Origin of the sequence: Methanohalophilus portucalensis, assembly GCF_002761295.1 — an archaeon.
Taxonomy (GTDB): Archaea; Halobacteriota; Methanosarcinia; order Methanosarcinales; family Methanosarcinaceae; genus Methanohalophilus; species Methanohalophilus portucalensis.
This window is the reverse complement of the sequence record NZ_CP017881.1, coordinates 398,702-418,816: the sequence shown is the minus strand read 5'-3', so window position 1 is coordinate 418,816 and position 20,115 is coordinate 398,702. Positions and strand designations below refer to the sequence as shown.

Annotated in this window: 22 protein-coding genes and 3 tRNA genes; 22 read left to right on the top strand and 3 right to left on the bottom strand. The window is 41.5% G+C overall.

Annotated features, from left to right (window positions below; translation table 11 throughout):
• Positions 1 to 16: 16 nt before the first annotated feature.
• From BKM01_RS02225 to BKM01_RS02125, 21 genes are all read left to right on the top strand, one after another.
• On the top strand, positions 17 to 499 hold the full coding sequence (locus tag BKM01_RS02225) for a hypothetical protein (RefSeq protein ID WP_072360928.1): 483 nt from the start codon (positions 17 to 19) through the stop codon (positions 497 to 499).
• Complete coding sequence (locus BKM01_RS02220; protein ID WP_072360926.1) at positions 499 to 963, top strand: DUF2240 family protein; 465 nt, start codon at positions 499 to 501, stop codon at positions 961 to 963. Before BKM01_RS02225 ends, BKM01_RS02220 begins: the two co-directional genes overlap by 1 nt.
• Positions 964 to 1,078: 115 nt before the next feature.
• A complete protein-coding gene (locus tag BKM01_RS02215; protein WP_072360924.1) occupies positions 1,079 to 1,459 on the top strand; it encodes a 50S ribosomal protein L18e in 381 nt (126 codons plus the stop codon).
• A 16-nt stretch (positions 1,460 to 1,475) separates the two neighbouring features.
• Entirely contained in the window at positions 1,476 to 1,895 is a 420-nt protein-coding gene (locus BKM01_RS02210; RefSeq protein WP_072360923.1) for a 50S ribosomal protein L13, read from the top strand.
• Positions 1,896 to 1,907: 12 nt separating this feature from the next.
• On the top strand, positions 1,908 to 2,312 hold the full coding sequence (locus BKM01_RS02205; RefSeq protein WP_072360921.1) for a 30S ribosomal protein S9: 405 nt from the start codon (positions 1,908 to 1,910) through the stop codon (positions 2,310 to 2,312).
• 8 nt (positions 2,313 to 2,320) lie between these two features.
• On the top strand, positions 2,321 to 2,509 hold the full coding sequence (locus BKM01_RS02200; RefSeq protein WP_072360919.1) for a DNA-directed RNA polymerase subunit N: 189 nt from the start codon (positions 2,321 to 2,323) through the stop codon (positions 2,507 to 2,509).
• Positions 2,510 to 2,584, top strand: a tRNA-Pro gene (locus BKM01_RS02195).
• 168 nt (positions 2,585 to 2,752) lie between these two features.
• Positions 2,753 to 2,935 (top strand): DNA-directed RNA polymerase subunit K, encoded by a 183-nt coding sequence (locus BKM01_RS02190; RefSeq protein WP_072360918.1) that lies wholly within the window; start codon positions 2,753 to 2,755, stop codon positions 2,933 to 2,935.
• A gap of 10 nt (positions 2,936 to 2,945) precedes the next feature.
• On the top strand, positions 2,946 to 3,674 hold the full coding sequence (rpsB, locus tag BKM01_RS02185) for a 30S ribosomal protein S2 (RefSeq protein ID WP_072360917.1): 729 nt from the start codon (positions 2,946 to 2,948) through the stop codon (positions 3,672 to 3,674).
• Positions 3,675 to 3,754: 80 nt separating this feature from the next.
• The gene (locus BKM01_RS02180) at positions 3,755 to 4,558 is read left to right on the top strand and encodes an MEMO1 family protein (RefSeq protein ID WP_072360915.1); all 804 of its coding nucleotides are present in this window, start codon (positions 3,755 to 3,757) and stop codon (positions 4,556 to 4,558) included.
• 25 nt (positions 4,559 to 4,583) lie between these two features.
• Positions 4,584 to 5,501 carry a mevalonate kinase gene (locus tag BKM01_RS02175; RefSeq protein ID WP_072360913.1) on the top strand — a complete coding sequence of 306 codons (918 nt, stop codon included), beginning with the start codon at positions 4,584 to 4,586 and terminating at the stop codon, positions 5,499 to 5,501.
• Positions 5,494 to 6,273 carry an isopentenyl phosphate kinase gene (locus tag BKM01_RS02170; protein WP_072360911.1) on the top strand — a complete coding sequence of 260 codons (780 nt, stop codon included), beginning with the start codon at positions 5,494 to 5,496 and terminating at the stop codon, positions 6,271 to 6,273. Before BKM01_RS02175 ends, BKM01_RS02170 begins: the two co-directional genes overlap by 8 nt.
• A gap of 9 nt (positions 6,274 to 6,282) precedes the next feature.
• Positions 6,283 to 7,380, top strand: coding sequence for a type 2 isopentenyl-diphosphate Delta-isomerase (gene fni / locus BKM01_RS02165; RefSeq protein WP_099816283.1), 1,098 nt, complete (start codon positions 6,283 to 6,285; stop codon positions 7,378 to 7,380).
• Positions 7,381 to 7,440: 60 nt separating this feature from the next.
• Complete coding sequence (locus tag BKM01_RS02160) at positions 7,441 to 8,784, top strand: RNase J family beta-CASP ribonuclease (protein WP_072360907.1); 1,344 nt, start codon at positions 7,441 to 7,443, stop codon at positions 8,782 to 8,784.
• A 28-nt stretch (positions 8,785 to 8,812) separates the two neighbouring features.
• A complete protein-coding gene (locus BKM01_RS02155) occupies positions 8,813 to 9,778 on the top strand; it encodes a polyprenyl synthetase family protein (protein WP_072360944.1) in 966 nt (321 codons plus the stop codon).
• Between the two features lie 83 nt (positions 9,779 to 9,861).
• Positions 9,862 to 11,508: a type II/IV secretion system ATPase subunit gene (locus BKM01_RS02150; protein WP_072360905.1), complete on the top strand. Its 1,647-nt coding sequence runs from the start codon at positions 9,862 to 9,864 to the stop codon at positions 11,506 to 11,508.
• A 6-nt stretch (positions 11,509 to 11,514) separates the two neighbouring features.
• Positions 11,515 to 13,440 (top strand): type II secretion system F family protein, encoded by a 1,926-nt coding sequence (locus BKM01_RS02145; protein WP_072360903.1) that lies wholly within the window; start codon positions 11,515 to 11,517, stop codon positions 13,438 to 13,440.
• 36 nt (positions 13,441 to 13,476) lie between these two features.
• Positions 13,477 to 14,349, top strand: coding sequence for a DUF7289 family protein (locus BKM01_RS02140; RefSeq protein ID WP_072360901.1), 873 nt, complete (start codon positions 13,477 to 13,479; stop codon positions 14,347 to 14,349).
• 57 nt (positions 14,350 to 14,406) lie between these two features.
• Positions 14,407 to 15,435, top strand: coding sequence for an AmmeMemoRadiSam system radical SAM enzyme (gene amrS / locus BKM01_RS02135; protein ID WP_072360899.1), 1,029 nt, complete (start codon positions 14,407 to 14,409; stop codon positions 15,433 to 15,435).
• Positions 15,436 to 15,531: 96 nt separating this feature from the next.
• Positions 15,532 to 15,604: transfer RNA gene (locus tag BKM01_RS02130), tRNA-Asn, on the top strand.
• A gap of 20 nt (positions 15,605 to 15,624) precedes the next feature.
• A tRNA-Ile gene (locus BKM01_RS02125) sits at positions 15,625 to 15,702 on the top strand.
• Between the two features lie 79 nt (positions 15,703 to 15,781).
• Here BKM01_RS02125 and BKM01_RS02120 read toward each other — a convergent pair.
• From BKM01_RS02120 to BKM01_RS02110, 3 genes are all read right to left on the bottom strand, one after another.
• On the bottom strand, positions 15,782 to 17,182 hold the full coding sequence (locus tag BKM01_RS02120; protein WP_072360897.1) for a hypothetical protein: 1,401 nt from the start codon (positions 17,180 to 17,182) through the stop codon (positions 15,782 to 15,784).
• 917 nt (positions 17,183 to 18,099) lie between these two features.
• Complete coding sequence (locus tag BKM01_RS02115) at positions 18,100 to 18,366, bottom strand: carboxymuconolactone decarboxylase family protein (RefSeq protein ID WP_072360895.1); 267 nt, start codon at positions 18,364 to 18,366, stop codon at positions 18,100 to 18,102.
• Positions 18,363 to 18,707: an ArsR family transcriptional regulator gene (locus tag BKM01_RS02110; protein WP_072360942.1), complete on the bottom strand. Its 345-nt coding sequence runs from the start codon at positions 18,705 to 18,707 to the stop codon at positions 18,363 to 18,365. The genes BKM01_RS02115 and BKM01_RS02110 overlap by 4 nt, the downstream gene beginning before the upstream one ends.
• 414 nt (positions 18,708 to 19,121) lie before the next feature.
• Between BKM01_RS02110 and BKM01_RS02105 the strand changes: the two genes are divergently transcribed.
• Entirely contained in the window at positions 19,122 to 20,090 is a 969-nt protein-coding gene (locus BKM01_RS02105; RefSeq protein WP_143744163.1) for a PDDEXK family nuclease, read from the top strand.
• Positions 20,091 to 20,115 lie beyond the last annotated feature (25 nt).

The window sequence follows — 20,115 nt, the reverse complement described above, 5'->3', positions numbered from 1 at the left end:
GAATTGACCCAAACCCATGATGAAGAAAAGGATTTACCACCGATTCCCGCGCAGGGAGGTCCAGTTTGAGCAAAAGAACCGGTATTATTCGGATTTACCCTATCTTGTGAAAGTGATGGCTAATACGGATGGCAGGTTCGGTATGTTCGTCACCGAATCTGTTACAAGAAGAGGTTACCGAATACAGGCAAAACGTGAAATCAAAGTTGAAATTGTCATGAATGGTATTGATTTTTCACCATTGAATTATCGTAATGCTGATTCTGTTGTTGGCACAATTGAACCTGAAGGGATGGTGGATTTCCGTATCTCACTGAAATACAGTTACCTGGATGGTGAATATAGCAGGGTCCCTTTCAAAGGTGATGTCTTCCTGGTAAGGGCAATTCTTGAAGGGGATGTCCTTACCCTTCGTATCAATCATATTGATGGACCCGGCAGAACCGAATGTGGAAGAATTGCTGATACAATTGTTGAAGAATTAAGACGTGGCTCCTGATGGATGAATTGAAGTATGTGGCAGCAGCTCCCTTCAAAAGGAATGAAGGCAGTTCAATGCTGCCACAGGATTTTGAATTTTCTCTCTCCTTTGACCTTAAGTGGATGACACCCGAACAGGCATCCAGAATACTGGATATTGCTTTAAATTCTCATTTACTTTATATGGAAGATGAGCATTTGCACACTGCATTTGATCCATCGACAGTTGATATCCCGAGAGGATTCATCCCTTCAAAAGACATCCTGCAACAGGTAACCCTTGTTGATCAGATTCTGGAATACATCGCATCCTGCAGTAATATGGACCTAAAACAGGTAGTATCACTTGTGAATAATCGGCATGAGAATCTTTCAGGTATGGTGGATGTTGAAGTTGCCGCCCTTATTATCGGAAGAGAGCTTGGTTGTGATATGGACAAATTCTATGAAAAGGTCCTTCAAAAAGTTTCAATTAACGGTTGACTAATGCACAATCTTTATCTATTAGTAATTTAATTACACCCCACACTCCCTATCTATTCACCATGTTCGAACGCAAATTGTGCGTGAGTGAGAGATATTCTTGCAGAGGGACATTATGAGTAAAAAAACACAAAATAAGATTGAAAGGAAATCAGATCCAAGGGTTCCTTCCCTGATTGTCAGCCTTAAGGAACAGGCACGTCAGGAAGATGCTCCGATCTGGAGAGATATAGCCAGAAGATTGGAGAAACCAAGGAAGAATTATGCCGAGGTGAACCTTAGTAAACTCAACAGGAACGCAACAGAGGGCGAAATCGTTCTTGTTCCGGGAAAGGTACTTGGTGCCGGCACTCTGAAACGCTCCGTGGCTGTTGCAGCGCTTGGTTTCAGTGCATCTGCAAAGGAAAAAATCGCAGAAAATGGCGGCAGATGTGTCACTATTGAAGAGATTATGAACGAAAAACCGGCAGGCTCCGGTATCAGGATCTTGATCTGAAGGCAGGTGTTCTATAATGACAGTTATCAATGCAGATGGACTTATTATGGGAAGGCTTGCAAGCAAGGTTGCACATAGACTTCTTGCTGGTGAAACCATATCCATAGTCAACGCCGAGAAAGCTATAATCTCTGGAGCAAAAATCGCTACCTACGAAGATTACGAGCACAAAAGGTCACTTGGAAGCCATGAATTTGGCCCATTTTTCCCAAAAAGGGCAGATAGGATACTTAAAAGATCTGTCAGGGGAATGCTCCCATACAAAAGAGCACGTGGTAAAGATGCTTTTGCACGCCTCAGGGTTTATATTGGCATACCTGAAGAATTTGGAAATGCTGAATTAGAGGCTGTAGAAGGAACAAATATCGACCGCCTGAGTACTGCAAAATATATTACCATCGGGGAATTGAGCAGAAAAATGGGTTCAAAATTCTAAGGAGAATCATAAATGACCAACAAAGTTTGTAATACTTCAGGGAAGAAGAAAACAGCCATTGCTCGCGCAACTGTTAGTAAGGGTGTTGGCAAAACCCGTGTTAACAAGAAACCTCTGGAAGTTTTAGAACCAGAGTTTGTAAAACTTAAAATCATGGAGCCTCTCATGCTTGCTGAAGATGCCGCATCCGGCATTGATATCGATGTAACAGTAAGCGGAGGCGGAATTATTGGCCAGGCAAATGCAGTGCGTACCGCTATTGCAAGGGGTATTGTAGAGTGGACAAATGACACTGCTCTTCGTGATGCATACATGGCATATGACCGCAGTCTTCTGGTAAACGACTTCAGACAGAAAGAATCCAAGAAATTTGGTGGACCTGGCGCTCGTGCCAGATACCAGAAATCTTACAGGTGAAAGCATAAATGTTACCAGTTCGCTGTTTCACATGTGGCAAGGTAATTGCAAATAGCTGGGAAGATTACAAAAGGCGAGTTGAGCAGGGAGAAGCTCCTGCTGCAGTACTTGATGATCTTGGTGTCACCCGTTACTGTTGCAGACGCATGATCCTTGCACACGTTGAACTTGTCGATGTAGTTGCACCATACCAGTAAGGGACCGTAGGGTAGGCTGGACCATCCTTCGGCGTTCGGGACGCCGGTACCTGAGTTCGAATCTCAGCGGTCCCATCCCTTTATACTAAAGGAATTGGTAAGTGTATGAATAGTGAGCAAACCACATTCGGAGGGACTCCGAATATCCCTATATATTTCCGATTAATATTGATAAATGGACTTTTCTAGATCCAGTAAATCCCACGTCATCCATCCTATTGTAACTTCTGCCAGGGTGATTAATTGAGCAATGAGAAATTTACAAAGTATGAACGTGCGAGGATCATTGGAGCCAGGTCCCTACAGATTTCAATGGAAGCTCCTGTGCTGATTGATATCGACAGCAATGATTCCTTACAAATCGCTATGTTTGAATTTGAAAAGGGTGTCATCCCTATTACAGTAAAGAGAGATATTTCATCATGAGGTGAACTTTATGGAAGAAGATCAGGTTATTGAAGAAACATTAGATGAACAGGTTGAACAAAAGGTGGAGGAGGCTCCTGTAGAAGCAGAGACTCCAAATGTCGAAACTACAAAAGAGGAAACAACAGAAGCAGCTGATCCGGAAGGTCCTGCACCGGATTCAACTTCCCTTGTTCCGATAGACGAGTATCTTGCATCCGGAGTACACATCGGTACCCAGCAGAAGACACAGGATATGATGAAATTTGTATATCGTGTGCGTACAGATGGACTTTATGTTCTGGACATACAGGCTACAGATAGCAGAATAAGACAGGTCTCTCACTTCCTTTCAAAATACGACCCTGCAAAAATACTGGTCGTGTCCGCAAGGCAGTACGGCCAGTTCCCTGCCAAAATGTTCTCCAAAGCAATTGGAGCAAAATCAATGGTAGGACGTTTTATCCCGGGTACCTTAACCAATCCTTCAATTGAAGGATTCTTCGAGCCCGATGCAATAATGGTTACCGATCCTGCAGGTGATGCCCAGGTAATCAAAGAAGCTGTCAACATCGGAATTCCCGTTATAGGACTTTGTGATACCAATAACATGATATCAAATGTTGATATGGTAATTCCAACAAACAATAAAGGACGTAAAGCACTTTCCCTCATATACTGGCTTCTTGCAAGGGAAATCTCAAAAGAAAAGGACATTCCATTCAATTATACCATGGAAGATTTCGAAGCAGGTCTGTAAGTCTCCCGGTTAATTCCGGGAGTAACTTGCTCCCATCCATATCACTTATATAATTATTCCCTCCTAACCGTAAGAGGGGTATTATTATGAGACAGCCAACAGTAGCAGGCCAGTTCTATCCTCTGGGTATCAAACCCCTCAAGAAAGAGCTGAGCCATTGTTTCAAGGATTTGGAATTGGTCAGCGAAGATGCATATGGTATAGTTGTTCCTCATGCAGGATACATGTTTTCAGGCCCGGTGGCGGCTTATGCCTATTCTAAGTTGCCAAAGGCAGACACCTATGTAATATTCGGTCCCAATCATACGGGCTATGGATCTGCAGTGGCACTATCAACTCAAACCTGGTCTACTCCTCTGGGAGATGTTGAAGCCGATGAGAAAATGGGAGAAATGCTTGCAGGATCAATAATCGATCTGGATGAAGTTGCCCATATGTACGAACATTCAATCGAGGTCCAGTTGCCTTTCCTGCAGTATCGTTTCGGTGATTCATTCAAAATTCTTCCAATATGCATGGGTTTGCAGGACATAGATACTGCCCGGGAAGTCGGTTTAGAAGTTGCAAAAGCTGCGGAGAAATCCGGGAATAAAGTGGTGTTTATAGCATCAAGTGACTTCACCCATTACCAGCCACATGAAACCGCAAAAGAGACAGATATGTATCTGATAGACTCACTGTTAAATATGGATGTTGAGGAATTTGACCGCAGACGAGAAGAACTTTCCGCAACCGCATGTGGATATGGACCCATTGTAGCAATGTATACTGCAGCAGAATATATGGGAGCAAACACTGCAGAACTGCTGAAATATGCTACAAGCGGAGATATGACCGGGGATTATTCAGCAGTTGTTGGATATGCAGCCATACTTGTGAAATGATCCAGTAAAGGGAAAAAGAGTTCATATGATAACCTGTTCAGCACCGGCAAAGGTGTACCTTTTTGGGGAACACGCCGTCGTTTATAATGAGTCGGCTATTTGCTGTGCTGTAAATATTCGTACCAGGGTAAATATTGAATATTCAGAAAATATTGTGATCAATTCATCCCTTGGAACTACAGGTATTGATTATGAAATTCATCCCTATGTATCTGCCGTTGTGGATAAAATAAGAAAAAAATCGCCATATAGAGGAGTATCAATATCCATTGAATCGGATATCCCTGTGGGTTCGGGGCTTGGCTCCTCTGCGGCGGTGGTTGTGGCCACGATTTGTGCTTTTAACAACCTTTTAAAACTTGGAATGGACAAGGAATCCATAGCATCCTTTGGGCATTCAATCGAAAAAGAAATACAGGGAGCTGCAAGTGCTACGGACACCTATGTATCCACAATGGGCGGGACCGTTGCAATACCTGCACGGAGACATCTGAAAAATCCCCTATGTAACCTGGTAATAGGTAACACCAATGTGTTTTCCTCCACAGGACAACTTGTAGCGAAAGTCGCATCTCTTAAAAATATATATCCGGAAGTTATCACCCCCATTCTTTCTACTATAGGAAAAGCGTCTTTGAGAGGAGAAAGCCTTCTGGAAAATGAGGATTACAGGGCACTTGGGGAACTTATGAATGTAAATCAGGGTTTACTTGAAGCAATCGGTGTGGGTTGTGATGAGCTTTCCAGACTTATCCACTCAAGCAGAACTGCCGGTGCACTTGGTGCCAAGATTACCGGAGCAGGAGGCGGCGGATGTATGGTTGCCCTTGCAGAAAATGAGAATATTGATGCCATTTCCAGAGAGATCAAAAATGCCGGCGGAATCCCCATCGTAACAGGAGTTACTGATTCAGGCGTAAGGGTGGATTTTGATAATGAATGAGAAAACCAGCGATATTACCGTATTGAAAATCGGCGGTAGTGTCATCACGGACAAGAGCAGTGATGAAGGAGTAGCCAAAGAAAAAGCTATAATACGAATAGCCCGTGAAATTTCGTTCTTTGAAGGTCGTCTTATTATCGTACATGGTGCCGGTTCATTCGGCCATCCCCAGGCACAACGGTACGCCCTTGCAGACAAATATTCCGCGGAAGGCTCCGCGGTTACCCACCGATCGGTCGCCGCATTAAATGAATCGTTTGTAAATGCCCTTGCACAAAGGAATGTTAATGCAGTAGGAGTACATCCCATGGGATGTTTTGTAGCAAAGAACGGGCGCATATCCGAATCATTCCTCCCTGCACTGCAAATAATGCTTGAAAAAGGAATCACACCGGTACTCCATGGCGATGTTGTGATGGATACGATAAAGGGTTCTTCAGTAATCTCCGGGGATCAGATAGTTCCTTATCTTGCTTCAAAACTCAATGCATACAGGATAGGTGTGGGAAGTGCAGAAGATGGTGTACTTGATGAACATGGCCATCCCATCCCACTAATTACTCCGGATAATTTTGAAGTTGCCAGTAGGCATATAGGTGGATCGGAGAATACCGATGTAACCGGCGGAATGCTGGGCAAGGTAAAAGAGATGCTTGAGATGTCCCGGCAAACCAAAGTACCTTCTTACATCTTCAATGCCAATGCAGGCGGTAATGTAATGAGTTTTCTGAGAGGGGAAATGATAGGTACTGCAATTAAAGACAAGGCTTGAATAATTGGGATTTTTATGAGTACTTCCAGCAGAAAACTAGAACATATGCAACTTTGTGCCCAGCAACAGGTTGAATCCAGAAAAACCGGACCAGGATTTAAGGACGTGAAACTTGTCCACCGTGCACTCCCGGAGATGGACATGGATTCAGTGGACATTTCCACAAGTTTTCTGGGAAAAAAACTGGATGCACCTTTCATGATAGCCTCTATTACAGGCGGACATCCCGATACCACACCGGTAAACGCGGCACTTGCAGAAGCCGCCGAAGAGACCGGTATTGGAATTGGTGTAGGAAGCCAGAGAGCTGCTATAGAAGATCCGGATCAGGAAGAATCATTCAGTGTAGTAAGGGACAAGGCTCCTGATGCTTTTGTTTATGGTAACATTGGAGCGGCCCAGATCAAGGAATACGGAATAGAAGGTGCAGAAAAACTTGTTGAAATGCTTGATGCTGATGCCCTCGCGGTACACCTGAATTTCCTTCAGGAAGCAATTCAACCCGAAGGTGACAGAGATGCCACAGGATGCATTGAAGCGATCGAAGAAATATGTTCAATCGATGTACCAATTATAGTAAAAGAAACGGGAGCAGGTATTTCCCGGGAAGATGCCCTGCTTTTGAAAGAAGCCGGAGTAGCGGCTATCGATGTGGGCGGCGCCGGTGGGACCAGCTGGGCAGGTGTGGAAGTTTATCGTGCCAAACAGAGAGGAGACCGTATTTCCGGCCATCTCGGGGAACTTTTCTGGGATTTTGGAATTCCAACTATCCCTTCCCTGATTGAATGTCGTGTGTCCCTTCCCCTCATAGCTACAGGTGGTGTACGCACCGGACTTGATATTGCCAAATCCCTTGCAATTGGAGCAAACCTGGCCAGTGCAGCCCTGCCTTTCGTAGCCCCGGCCCTTAAAGAAGGAGATTCTGTAAAACAACGTCTTGAATTAATGTTTGAGGAACTGAAAGTTGCAATGTTCCTCTGTGGCTGCCCTGATATTGAAAGCCTGCGGACCTCATCGTCCGTGGTGCTTCAGGGTGAGACCCTCGAATACCTGGACCAGCGCGGTTTTGACATCCGCGATATTGAATTACGTTCTAATTTACTTTGAATCGTTACGAGATCAAAATCATTAAATTAAGAATTTGAAAATCATTAAAGAGGACTATATATGACAGAACTAGGGATTGTTGCAGTAGGCGGTTACAATGAAATGGGCCGTAACATGACTGCCATAAGAGTTGATGACAAGATCATCATAATTGACATGGGACTACGTCTGGATAGGGTGCAAATCCATGAGGATGTAGAAATTGATAAAATGCATTCTCTTGAGCTAATTGAGATGGGTGCTATCCCTGACGACACAATAATGAAAGAGATTGACGGGAATGTATGTGCAATTGTTTGCACACACGGCCACCTTGATCACATAGGTGCTATTTCAAAACTGGCACACAGATATGCAGCCCCAATAATCGGGACGCCGTACACCTCTGCCCTGATACAGCACCAGATCGATTCTGAACGCAAATTTGGTGTGAAGAACAGGATAATATCCGTAAAGGCCGGCGGCACATATCAGGTTAGTGATGATGTCTCAATCGAAATGATAAGGACCCAGCACAGTATCATAGATGCGGTATTCGTTGCAGTCCATACCCCAAGGGGTGCCATTTTGTATGCATGCGACTTTAAACTCGATCGGACACCCACCCTTGGAGAACCTCCGGCATTTGACAGATTAAGGGAACTTGGCAAGGAAGGTGTTGTGGCCATGATTGCCGAAAGTACAAATGCAACAAGGGCAGGTAAAACCCCTTCCGAAAGAATAGCCCATGATATGGTTCGTGATGTATTGCTTGGAACTGAAGAATCCGATGTGGGCATGATAATAACCACTTTCGCATCCCATATTGCCCGTCTGAATTCCATAATGCAGTTTGCAACAGAAATGAAGAGAACCCCCATCCTGCTTGGACGCTCTATGGACAGGTACGTGAACACCGCCCGTGAGCTGGGATACATCGAACTTCCTAAGAAAACAGAAATATACGGTAACCGGAAAGATATTGACAAAGCATTCAAGAAGATAATGGATAAAGGAAAGGACAAATACCTCCCAATCGTTACAGGCCACCAGGGCGAACCGGGTGCAATTCTTTCCAGGGTTGCCAATGGTGATACTGCCTATAAGATAGAATCGGGAGATAAGGTCATTTTCTCAGCAAACACAATCCCTACTCCGATGACACAGGCAAACAGGTATGCTCTTGAGACAAAACTCAAAATGAAAGGAGCGCGTCTGTATGATAATGTCCATGTTTCCGGACATGCATACCGTGAAGACCACTGGGAATTAATAAGACTCGTCAATCCTGAAAATGTAATTCCTGCACACGGCAACATCGATATGCACAGCGCCTATATTGAAATGGCTGAAGATGCAGGCTATGAACTGGGCCACACACTTCATCTATTGAGAAACGGAGAAGAATTATATATTGAAGATTAAATCTTCAATCATAATTGGTTGGGATAATATGGATTTAATTGATGAATTAAAAAAACGCAGTACCCTGGTCGATGAATCTATACAGGAATTTTTGCCCATCGACCACCCGGAGGAATTGTACCGTGCAACACGGTACCTTCCGGATGCCGGAGGAAAAAGACTTCGTCCGGCAGTCCTCATGCTTTCCGCTGAAGCAGTGGGCGGGGATTCTGATTCCGTGCTTCCTGCTGCCGTTGCCCTTGAACTGATCCATAATTTCACACTTATACACGATGACATTATGGATCGGGATGATATTCGCCGCGGAATGCCGGCACTTCATGTAAAATGGGGCACTGCAGGAGCAATTCTGGCAGGGGATACCCTTTATTCCCGTGCCTTTGAGATCATTTCAAAAATGGATGCTGATCCACAAAAATTACTCAAATGTGTGGCCCTATTGTCCCGTACCTGTACTGAAATCTGTGAAGGACAGTGGCTGGATGTTGATTTCGAAAAAAGGGATATTGTGGACGTGGATGAATATCTGGAAATGATAGAAAACAAGACATCTGTGCTTTATGGTGCTGCTGCCAAGGTAGGTGCCATCCTTGGAGGGGCATCCGATGAAGTTGCTGATGCAATGTATGAATTCGGTCGCCTTACAGGTATCAGTTTCCAGATACATGATGATGTGATCGACCTGGTTACTCCGGAGGAAATTCTGGGCAAATCTAGAGGCAGTGACCTGAGAGAAGGGAAGAAGACCCTTATTGCACTTCATGCCCTGAATAATGGCGTTGAACTGGAATGCTTTGGCAAAGCAGATGCTACCCAGGATGAAATCGACAGTGCAGTTGCAAAACTGGAAGAATCAGGAACCCTTGCATATGTCAGGGAAATGGCTGATAACTATCTTGAGGATGGTAAGAACAAACTTAACTTGCTGGAAGATTCTCCGGCTAAAGATACATTGGTTGAAATTGCCGATTATATGGTCAGTAGAGAATACTGACCACTATTTTTGTGAAAATTTATATATATATTATTCTCCCTATAGTAACCTGAGTTATAATTAATTCTTTCAAGGAGAATGGTATGAAAGATTTGGCGCATAGGATAGAAGATTATAATCAGGCATGCCTATATAACAGGTCTTTTCTTCATAAATTACAGTTTTGGAAAGGAGACCCTGAAACACTACCTGCTTATGAGCCTGACATCCATGGTGATCTGGTAGATTTTGAGATTCCAGAAGGATATGAAGAAATTGAACGCTATTGGGTTGATGAACCCTATGTGTTCGTAAGCATTCTCAAAAGACTGGGTATATACCGTTATGTGGTTGTGGAACCTTCACTTTCTGTGTATGAGAAAGATATTCTGGAGCGCACCTATAGCGATCTGAAAGACGTTCTCACAATCGATGAAACAACTTGTGCCGATTCTGACAGGGATATTATCCTTGTTTCAAAAGCCCTTTCTCTTTTCAAACGTTACCATATTCCACTGGATGTTTCTTCTAAATACAGGATCCTTTACTACCTGAGGCGAAATTTTCTGGGATTTGGGAAAATCAATCCTCTTATGATGGATTCTGATATTGAAGATATTTCATGTGATGGGGTAGATATACCCATATATCTTTATCATCGAAAATATCTAAATATTGAAACAAATATTTCATATACTGAAGACAAACTTAACTCTTTTGTGATCACTCTCTGCCAGCGATCAGGAAAACACATCTCAGTAAGTGAGCCGCTTGTTGATGCTACTCTTAACGACGGATCGAGACTGCAGGCTACCCTGGGCAAGGAAATTACTACCAGAGGCAGTTCTTTTAATGTACGTAAGTTCAGGGGAGACCCGATTACTCCTGTAGATCTTATCAATTTCGGAACCTGTAATCTGGAAATGATGGTATACTTCTGGCTGGCGATTGAAAACGGTTTCAGTGCCATTTTTGCAGGAGGAACGGCTTCGGGTAAGACCACAATGCTTAACGCAATCTCATTGTTCATACCGCCGCTTTCCAAAATAGTGTCCATCGAGGATACCAGGGAAATCATGATGTACCATGACAACTGGATCGCAGGTGTCACGAGGGATTCAATAAGCAGAAGCGGAGCTGGAGAGGTTTCAATGTATGACCTTCTCAAATCTGCTCTGCGCCAGAGACCAGAAAACCTGATTGTAGGGGAAGTCAGAGGCAAGGAGGCCCTTACACTTTTCCAGGCCCTTTCAACCGGCCATACAACCTATTCCACGATGCATGCGGGTGATGTGCAGACGGTGGTTAACAGACTTGAAAATGAACCTATCAATGTACCGCATGTAATGCTCCAGTCCCTTGACATCCTCTGTATACAAAGACAGGTATACCTGGATGATAAAAGAGTACGCAGACTGGATAACCTGGTCGAATTTACAGGCATTGATCCCAAGAGCGGGGATATAAGAATCAATGAGTTATACCAGTGGGATTCCACCAAGGATGAATTTTACCACAATGGCCAATCCAATGTATTAAAACTCATTGTACAGAAAAAGGGTTGGTCTCCTCAAAAATTGCGGGAAGAAACGCAGAATCGCCATATGATCCTGGAATACCTTCTGGACCATGAAATCAGAGATTACATAAGCATTTCACTACTGGTGAAAACCTATGCAACATCTCCTGAAATCGTGCTGGATGCAATTGAAAATGATGCTCTTGTAGACCTGCTGCAGCAGGAAAGGTGATTTTTGATGATGCCTTTTCAGGATATTGCATACAGGTTATTCGGCAAACATGCGTTCCAAAAAAAAGATGAGTATTCGAAATTATATCATTCCCTGAAAAGTGCACGTTTTGCTATTCCTGCAGATCAGTATATATCAACAGGATATTTCTATTCACTATTTTCTTTTTTTATCACAGGTTTTATATTTTATTTTATTGCATCGCGTCTTTTCAGGATTTTTGATATATCCATCATCGATGATATGCGCATAATTGCACTTCTATCATCCTTGATTATGGCCCTGTTATTTTCCACGATTCTGTTTAATATCCAGATGAAACTCCCGCTCCTCTGGGCAAGCACTCGAAAGGCCTACCTCGACCAATCATTAACCCACGCTGTAGCATACCTTTACGCATTGAGCAAAGGCGGGGGGATGAGCCTTTTTGATATATTTAAATCTTTAAGCCAGCAGAGGCATATTTATGGGGTCGCTGCAGATGAATTCGGATACATAGTCAGGGACATGGAATACTTTGGCTATGACATGCTCACAGCACTGAAAAATGCAAATGACAATTCACCCTCTGAAAAATATAAGAATTTCCTGGATGGCATGCTCTCAATTATTTCCAGTGGCGGAGATGTTACTTCATATCTCAAAAATAAAAGTGAACAATATCGTTTTCTTGCAAGCAGGGAACAAAAGACCTTCCTTGAAACACTTGCAATACTTGCGGAAGTTTATATTACAGTATTCGTAGTGGGTCCTGTTTTTCTCATAACGATACTTATCGTATTGGGCTTTATGGGATCGAATTCATTAGACGTACTGTACACTTTAGTTTATATCCTCATTCCTATAGGCACCGTTTTATTCATAGTTTTCTTATCCACAATATCGGATAACCTGGAAGGAAGAAACATTCAAACTTCACAGCAGATTCTCAATGAATTTGATGGTGTCAGAGTTAATGAATATTCAACTATCGATGAAAAGATGCTGAAAAAAATTTCCTGGAACTACAGGATATATAACATTATTGATAAAGTAAGCAATCCTTTTAAGTGGTTGACCAGTAAACCTCATTATTCATTAATATTGAGTATTCCTGCAGGCCTGATTTACATATTATATGGTATCCGGGAAAACCTGGCCATATTGTCATCACTCGATTTTTCAAGCATCAGTTTAAGTTACATCAATGTAGAGGCAGCTGCTGCAATCGATGATTACATTGTGTTTGCATTCTTTATCATAAGTGTTCCTTTTATTGTATTTTATGAAGCAAAGAGAAGATGGGTTTCAAAAGTTGAAAGTGAAATGCCCGAATTCTTGAAAAAACTTGCAAGTATCAATGAAGCAGGAATTCGCCTCTCCAGCGCAATATCCCTGGTTTCACGTTCAAAAATCGGAGTCTTGAATACGGAAATTAAACGAATGGCTTCCCATATTTCCTGGGGTGGCAATCTTGAGGAAGTTCTAAAAAAGTTTGAATACAGGGTCAGGACCGAATTTAACAGCCGAATTATTACTTTTATCATACGGGCCAGCGAATCAACAAGCGATGTTATCAGTGTACTCAACATCGCTGCATCAGAAGCCGAGATGCAGAATCAGCTTAAAAAAGAACGCTCAGCTGAAATGACAGTATATGTATTCATAGTCTATATCGCATTTCTGGTGTTTCTTTTCATTGTTTATGTGCTTGCTGCCTACTTCCTTCCGGCAGTACCCTCTTCTGCAGGAGATGCAGCAGCAGGTATGCCCCTGAATATTCAATTCGACATGGAAGCCTATATATTGCTTTTCTTCCATGCATCCCTTATACAGGGCGTGTGTTCCGGGCTGGTTGCAGGGAAGATGGGATCAGGCAGTGTTTTAGCGGGTGTGAAACATTCACTGTTCCTGGTATTGATATCTTATATCACATTTACACAATTCATCTAAACAGGATAAACATGTAAGCAGGAGTAATGGAACTATATGAATTCAGTGAAACAGTTTTTCAAATCCGAATCTGCAGTATCAACAGTAGTTTCATTTGTCCTTTTACTTGGCCTTTTTGTGACAGTGCTGGCTGTCTTTAACGCTCATTACATACCTGAATGGAAAGCAGATGCCGAAAAAGCCCATATGGATGATGTCTATGATGACATGTCCCAGTTAAAAGCCCGGGCCGATATGCTTTCCCTTGCCAGTTCCCTTGATGAAAAAAGCACTGTGTCTTTGAGCATACCCATAAAAATGGGTGGAGGAGATATTCCCATAGTGGGTCCCACCAAATCAAGTGGAATGCTGTCGGTGAATGATGGTATTTACAAGGTAGATATTACAGGAACAAATTCTACAGGCTCTTTCATAAAATCATATGATCTTGGTACCATTGGCTATTCTTCAAATAATGGTTATTATGTTGACCAAACCTTTGCCTATGAAAATGGTGCTGTGATAGTTTCGCAAAGGGAAAGGTCCCTTATGAAACTGGATCCATCCATTTCAATCAAAAACCAATCTGGAACCCTATTAGTTGATTTAACTTTAATGGAAATTGCCGGGGATAGAGTACTTATTACCAGCAACGGTATCGAAGAAGTTAAACTTACAAGTAATGATTGGGCAAAAGAGTTTGAAAATAAGTCCCTTACCAACCTTACAATTTCTATGAATACCAGTTATCCTTCAGCATGGGCAAAATATCTCAATGACTCTGCTAAAAGTGAAGATCTTGTTTATTCCGTTGATTACAATATTGATGAAGGAGATGATTATGTAACCTTCGATTTGAATCCACCAGGTGTCAATATCGCTTTATATCTTAACAAGGCAACAGTGGATGCAAGAGTTGGAACATTCTAATCTATTGGCAGATAGTTTTTTATCATTCAAAGTACCCACTTAAACGGGGGTATAAGTTTGTTAAAAGAAGCTATGTTCTATGAGCAACTTGAGGATAAAAAGGTACGTTGCAATTTATGTAATCACAGATGTCGTATAGCAGAAGGTAAAACCGGTATTTGCAGGGTGCGACAGAATAAGGAAGGGAAACTGTATAGCCTGATCTATAATACGGTTTCAAGTGAGGCCGTTGATCCGATCGAAAAGAAGCCTTTATTCCATTTCTATCCGGGCACTTACTCCTATTCACTTGGAACCATTGGCTGTAATTTCCGCTGTAAATATTGCCAGAACTGGACAATATCGCAGGTTAGCCTGGACGAAGCACAATCGGTGGAAATTACCCCTGAGCAGGCAATCGATCGAGCTGTTGCAGCAGGTTGCAAGAGTATTGCCTGGACCTATAATGAGCCGACTATATGGTATGAATATACCTATGACAGTGCAAAGCTTGCTAAAGAGGCAGGCCTGGCTACGGTTTATGTGACAAACGGCTATATCACACCGGAGGCATTGAAGCATATAGCCCCTTATCTGGATGCTTTCAGGGTGGATATCAAGGCGTTTACAGAAAAGTTCTATCACGAACTCACTTCAGCCCATTTGCAACCCGTTCTCGATTCAGCCAAACTGGCCCGTGAACTGGGAATGCATGTGGAAGTGGTATATCTGGTAATTCCCACATTCAATGATTCAAGTGATGAATTGAGAGATGTTTCCCGATGGATAGTGGAAAACCTGGGTAAAGAAACACCGGTTCATTTCACACGTTTTCATCCAAACTATAAACTCCAGAATGTCCCTCCAACACCTATTGAGACTCTCGACCTGGCCCATGAAATAGCAACTGAGGAAGGACTGGAATATGTATATCTGGGCAATGTTATGTCCTCTAAATATGAGCATACGTTCTGCCCTTGTTGCGGTAATATGATTATAGGCAGGGGTGTTTTTGATGTGGAAGAAAGCCATCTGACAGAGGACAACAGGTGTGAATACTGTGGCGCATCCATTCCAATCTCTGGTAAATACGGGGGTTACCTATAAAATCCTCTGATGTAACCCCTTTTTTGGCGGCGTCATGCAAAAAGTTTAAATCAGATTAATGCATTAGAAGCGCTCGCGACAAGTCGCATACAAAGTGCCGCCATAACTCAGTTGGTAGAGTGTCTGGCTGTTAACCAGGATGTCACAGGTTCGAGCCCTGTTGGCGGCGCTCCTTTCATCATTTTTTATGGGCCTATAGCTTAGTCTGGTTAGAGCGCTCGGCTCATAACCGAGCGATCACCGGTTCGAATCCGGTTAGGCCCACCACAATATTTTACTAATTTTCAAAATTTCAATGCTTTCATTAGAATATCTTTTTTAGTACTACAGCAGGCACATCCCTGTTTCAGGAAACATGCCAATCACTATAGACATACTCCACACCAGTATTTGACCCCACAACCCGGATTCCGATCCGATAAGTCTCACCTACAGGGACCTTCAGGTTTGAAATCTCATAAGAAACTGCTTCTTCCACATCAATCTCCGGGATCTGGTCGCTTGCAATTTGATCCCAGACCATGCCCTCCTGCGTGGCTTCAAGACCTGTGTAAATAATGACATCTTCGGCTTTTGCAGAACCAACATTCTCTACCTCGATGTCAAGGTCAATGTAGGAAAAACGGGAATCATGTCTTCCACTGCCTGCAAAGTCAACTGCAATTTCTGGATAGCCGGCAGTAATGGGAATTATCCGGGCATCGGAATTCCTGTATACAGTGGGAATCCTGCCCAATTCCCAGCCTGAATTTGTTGTTTCAAGGTAGAAATATTTCACTCCCGAATAATCATAATAACTTCCGGGAAGGTCATCGCTGCCCTTTACCCCCACAGCCATGTGACCGGGTAATTCAATCAGAGACACGCCATATCCCATGTCATACAAAAGTGCCGCAAGCAGGATAGAGGAATCTTCACAATCCCCGCCTCCGTGGTACATTGTTTCAAATGGGAATCTGGGATATTCATCATAACCGGCAGAAACACTGTCACTGACATAAGGAAGAGACTGGACAAAAAGCATGGTTATGTAAGGAATTTCCTCCCGGCCGTAATCTGCTTCTTCTGCCAGATTTTCCATTTGTAATGTAATCTGTGATATGAATGCATCATCATAAGGGTCATTTACAAAATGCACCCAATGGCGATAACGGGTTCTCTGTGAATATAATTCATAAGCTTCTTTGTCATATCTGGCCTGGAGCTGGAATTGCCTGTCGTCGTACTCCCATACATAGTTCCTGGTGATTGAGTCTTTTTCGATTCTGACCGTTGGTTTCCTTTCACTATCCAGGTCAGGAAAATCCACATACAGATATATTTCCGGTTTCAAAGTGTATGATAAGTCGATGACAAAACTGTTATCGTATATACTTTCCAGTTTGATTGAATAAACTATGAACTGCTCTTCAGGGTCCCATACATCATAACTGCGGCCGACAAATATCCTTTTAGTACCATATTCATAGCCGTCTTTCCTCAGAGATAAGGTCGAATAGCCGTCTTTTCGGTTTATCTCCAGTACCTTCAGGGAATAACCATTATCAATATCCAGTATCGCAGTTTTCTTCAGGGTTGCATTGTACACTTTTACATCAGTTTCCGGTGAATCCGGAGTTGAAACATTATCTGCCGATGTTTGCTCCTCCGGAATTTCCCCGTTTGAGTTTACTTCTTCTGTGCAACCCAGAAAGGAAAGGGACAGAAAGACAATTACAAGAACAGAAATCAATTTACTCTTTTGCATGACATATCCTGATTAATATTTAATTTAAATATAAACATTGACATTGCTTTAACAAATACTTAAGATCGGGCTTATTTCAAAACTGCGGATAACCTATCCCAGCATAGCACAAGTGGAATATCTAGATTCCCCTGAAAGGCCACAGCCATTAATACCTACATACTATTTTCAGATCCAACTTCAACCATGCGAAGAAGCGGTCTATTCCATGTGCTGCTTTTCAAATATGGTCTATAATCGACTGTAGGTGCCTCTTTATCCAGGCCTGTTATTCCTGATTTTTATTGGAATGGTTCAGCACCCGGCCAATTTTTGAATTATAATTCTTTGCAGATTTCTGAATTTCTAATGGCAGAATCAGCAACTTTAACGTAAATTAATGCTACATTACATCGTTAGATACATCTGATGAATATACTTGATGTTATATGATTTAAGAATAATGATGTCCTTATTCCTCAAAGTACTTGCAGACCATATTACCCATAATCAATTTTTGTCCTGCAATTATTTCTCCATCTTTTTACAGTTGCTTGTTGCAAACGTACATACGATGCTACGCATCGTAGATGATAGTAGAGTATGGAAGGCATGGATATGCCTGTAAAGGGGAAAACGCAGAGTCGAGAATGGTTGTTGAAGATTGTATCATGTAGAATTATGACAAGCAAATTCCGTCATAAATTGCAAATTTGAGATGCTTTTTGCAGCAGATAATCGTTAGTAGGGACCCTTGGTAAATTTTATCAGTATTTTCGAGTGACAGTCGGGCCAACAAAATCTGGTTTTTTCTCTCACATAAACCTTCCATTTAATGCCTAACCAAAATTTTCGATAAATACATTGGAAGAGCTATAATTCCTTCTCTCCTTCGTATTTTTTCCTGTAAAAAAATAATCTTAGTTTACTTTTCCTTTTTAGTCAACATGTCGCAGTCCTGATCCCAGACGAATCAGTGATGCTACTAGAATTGCTTCTTCAATTTCGGAATCTTTTAAACCTGCATCGCTAGCAAATTTTTTGTGGTGGGATACACATTCATCACATCCCACAGCCACAGCACTTGCAAGAGCCAGCAGTTTTTTAGTTTTATTATCGATAGCACCATCCTGCATGATGGTGTCTTTTAAGTTCGAGAAGTCCTTTTCCCAATTCGACTCTTTGTCATCCATAGAAATAGTCATTTATGTCCTCCACTTTTTACATTTTCCATATATGCTTCTGCCCGTGGAGAACCATAATACACGATAATTCCGTTTTTCTCCTCTTTCTCAACGTAAAGGGCATTTTCCAACATTCCTATATGGAACTTGGCCTCCATTTTGTTCAGCTCCATTTCATTTTGCAAATCTTCGAGACTCAGGGGTGATTCCAGTAGAAGAGATAATATCCTTCTGCGAATGCTATTCTGAAGAGTTTTTAGCCCGGTGCTGTGATCTTCAGTTGGGTTGCGGTTGAGTTTACCTTCTTTTCTGACTTTACTAAGCCATTCCTCTTTTCTTTTCTTCAGATCTTCATCAGACATAGCAATCAATAATATGCAACCATTATCAACTATATTTTTTGTGGTATTTTGCATGAAGTTAGCATTTAGCTAATTTTCCAGCTCTGTAGAAACCCTTTCCTCTAACTTCCACTAATACATTATTATTTTTATAAGAAGAGTACCGCCAATGTGATTTTGGTTATACAGACTGGGAAGTGTACCGCCTGAAGTGTTGTGCAAATTCCAGCTCTCTTTTTATGATGAGCCGATTGATCTGTTCAGAAAGCATTGTTCTTTATGTGATCACCATATAATGTTCATTTCATCCTTATATGAAATCAAACATAATTATTCGATTTTACATAACTCTTATTAGTCTACGACCGAAACCTTCTGAGTATATCAATTAACATTGAATAAATCAAACCGATTGCCAATTGGTGGGGTAAAGATATGTTACGATTGAATATGGAAAATCATTGTCTTGAAATGATGGAGGAAACCAGTTTAAAAGAAGAAAATATCCTTGAAAGATATGATCTTCAAAAAACTATACTATCTTCCTGGGATTTATTTAAAAATGAAATTGAGTTGCCTGATTCATTTTTGATTGGTGAAGAAATTAAGCCGCATGAAGCTACAAATGACTCAATCGATTTACTTGCTTATGAACCAAACGAATCTTCATTAATAGTGATTGAATTAAAAAGAAGCAAAAATAAACTACAATTATTACAATCCCTTTCATATGCAGCAATGGTGAACACATGGAATTCAGAAAAAGTTATTGCTAATATACAATCAGAATGTAATTCTGATTCTACAGAATTAATTGATTTATTGAAGGACATGGAAATAAATCCAAATATAAAGATTGTATTAATTGCTGAATATTATGATCCTGAAGTCATAATAACTGCTGATTGGTTGAGTAATAACTATTCTGTGGATATAACTGCATTTTCAATATCTATTTTTAGATTAGATCATCAAAAATTTGTTGCTTTAAAACAGGTATATCCATTAAAAGAGCTCAAAGATGCTTACGAAATTCGTGGAAGTCAAACCATAAAAAATAAGGTTACAAGTGAAATAGAATGGAAAGATTTACTTCCTAAATTTGAATACTCATTTGCAGAGGAAGCTATAGCTATATGTAAAAAATATAGTCCCGGTGAACCAAAAAGAAGAAGATTTTCAAATATTAGAAGCAATTATGATGGATTTACTTGGATTAGTGTTAATTTCAGACACAAATATATCACTGCCTATATAAAAGGAGATTATGAAGGTGCTCAAGAACATTTAAAAAGCAAATTTACTGACCTCATCGAAATAAACACCTGGAGGGATGGGCTAAGTTTCAGAGTTTATACTGATCAACAATATAGAGAACTATTTGATTGGTTAGATTTAAAATAAAGTATTTAAAGAATATTTCTTATTG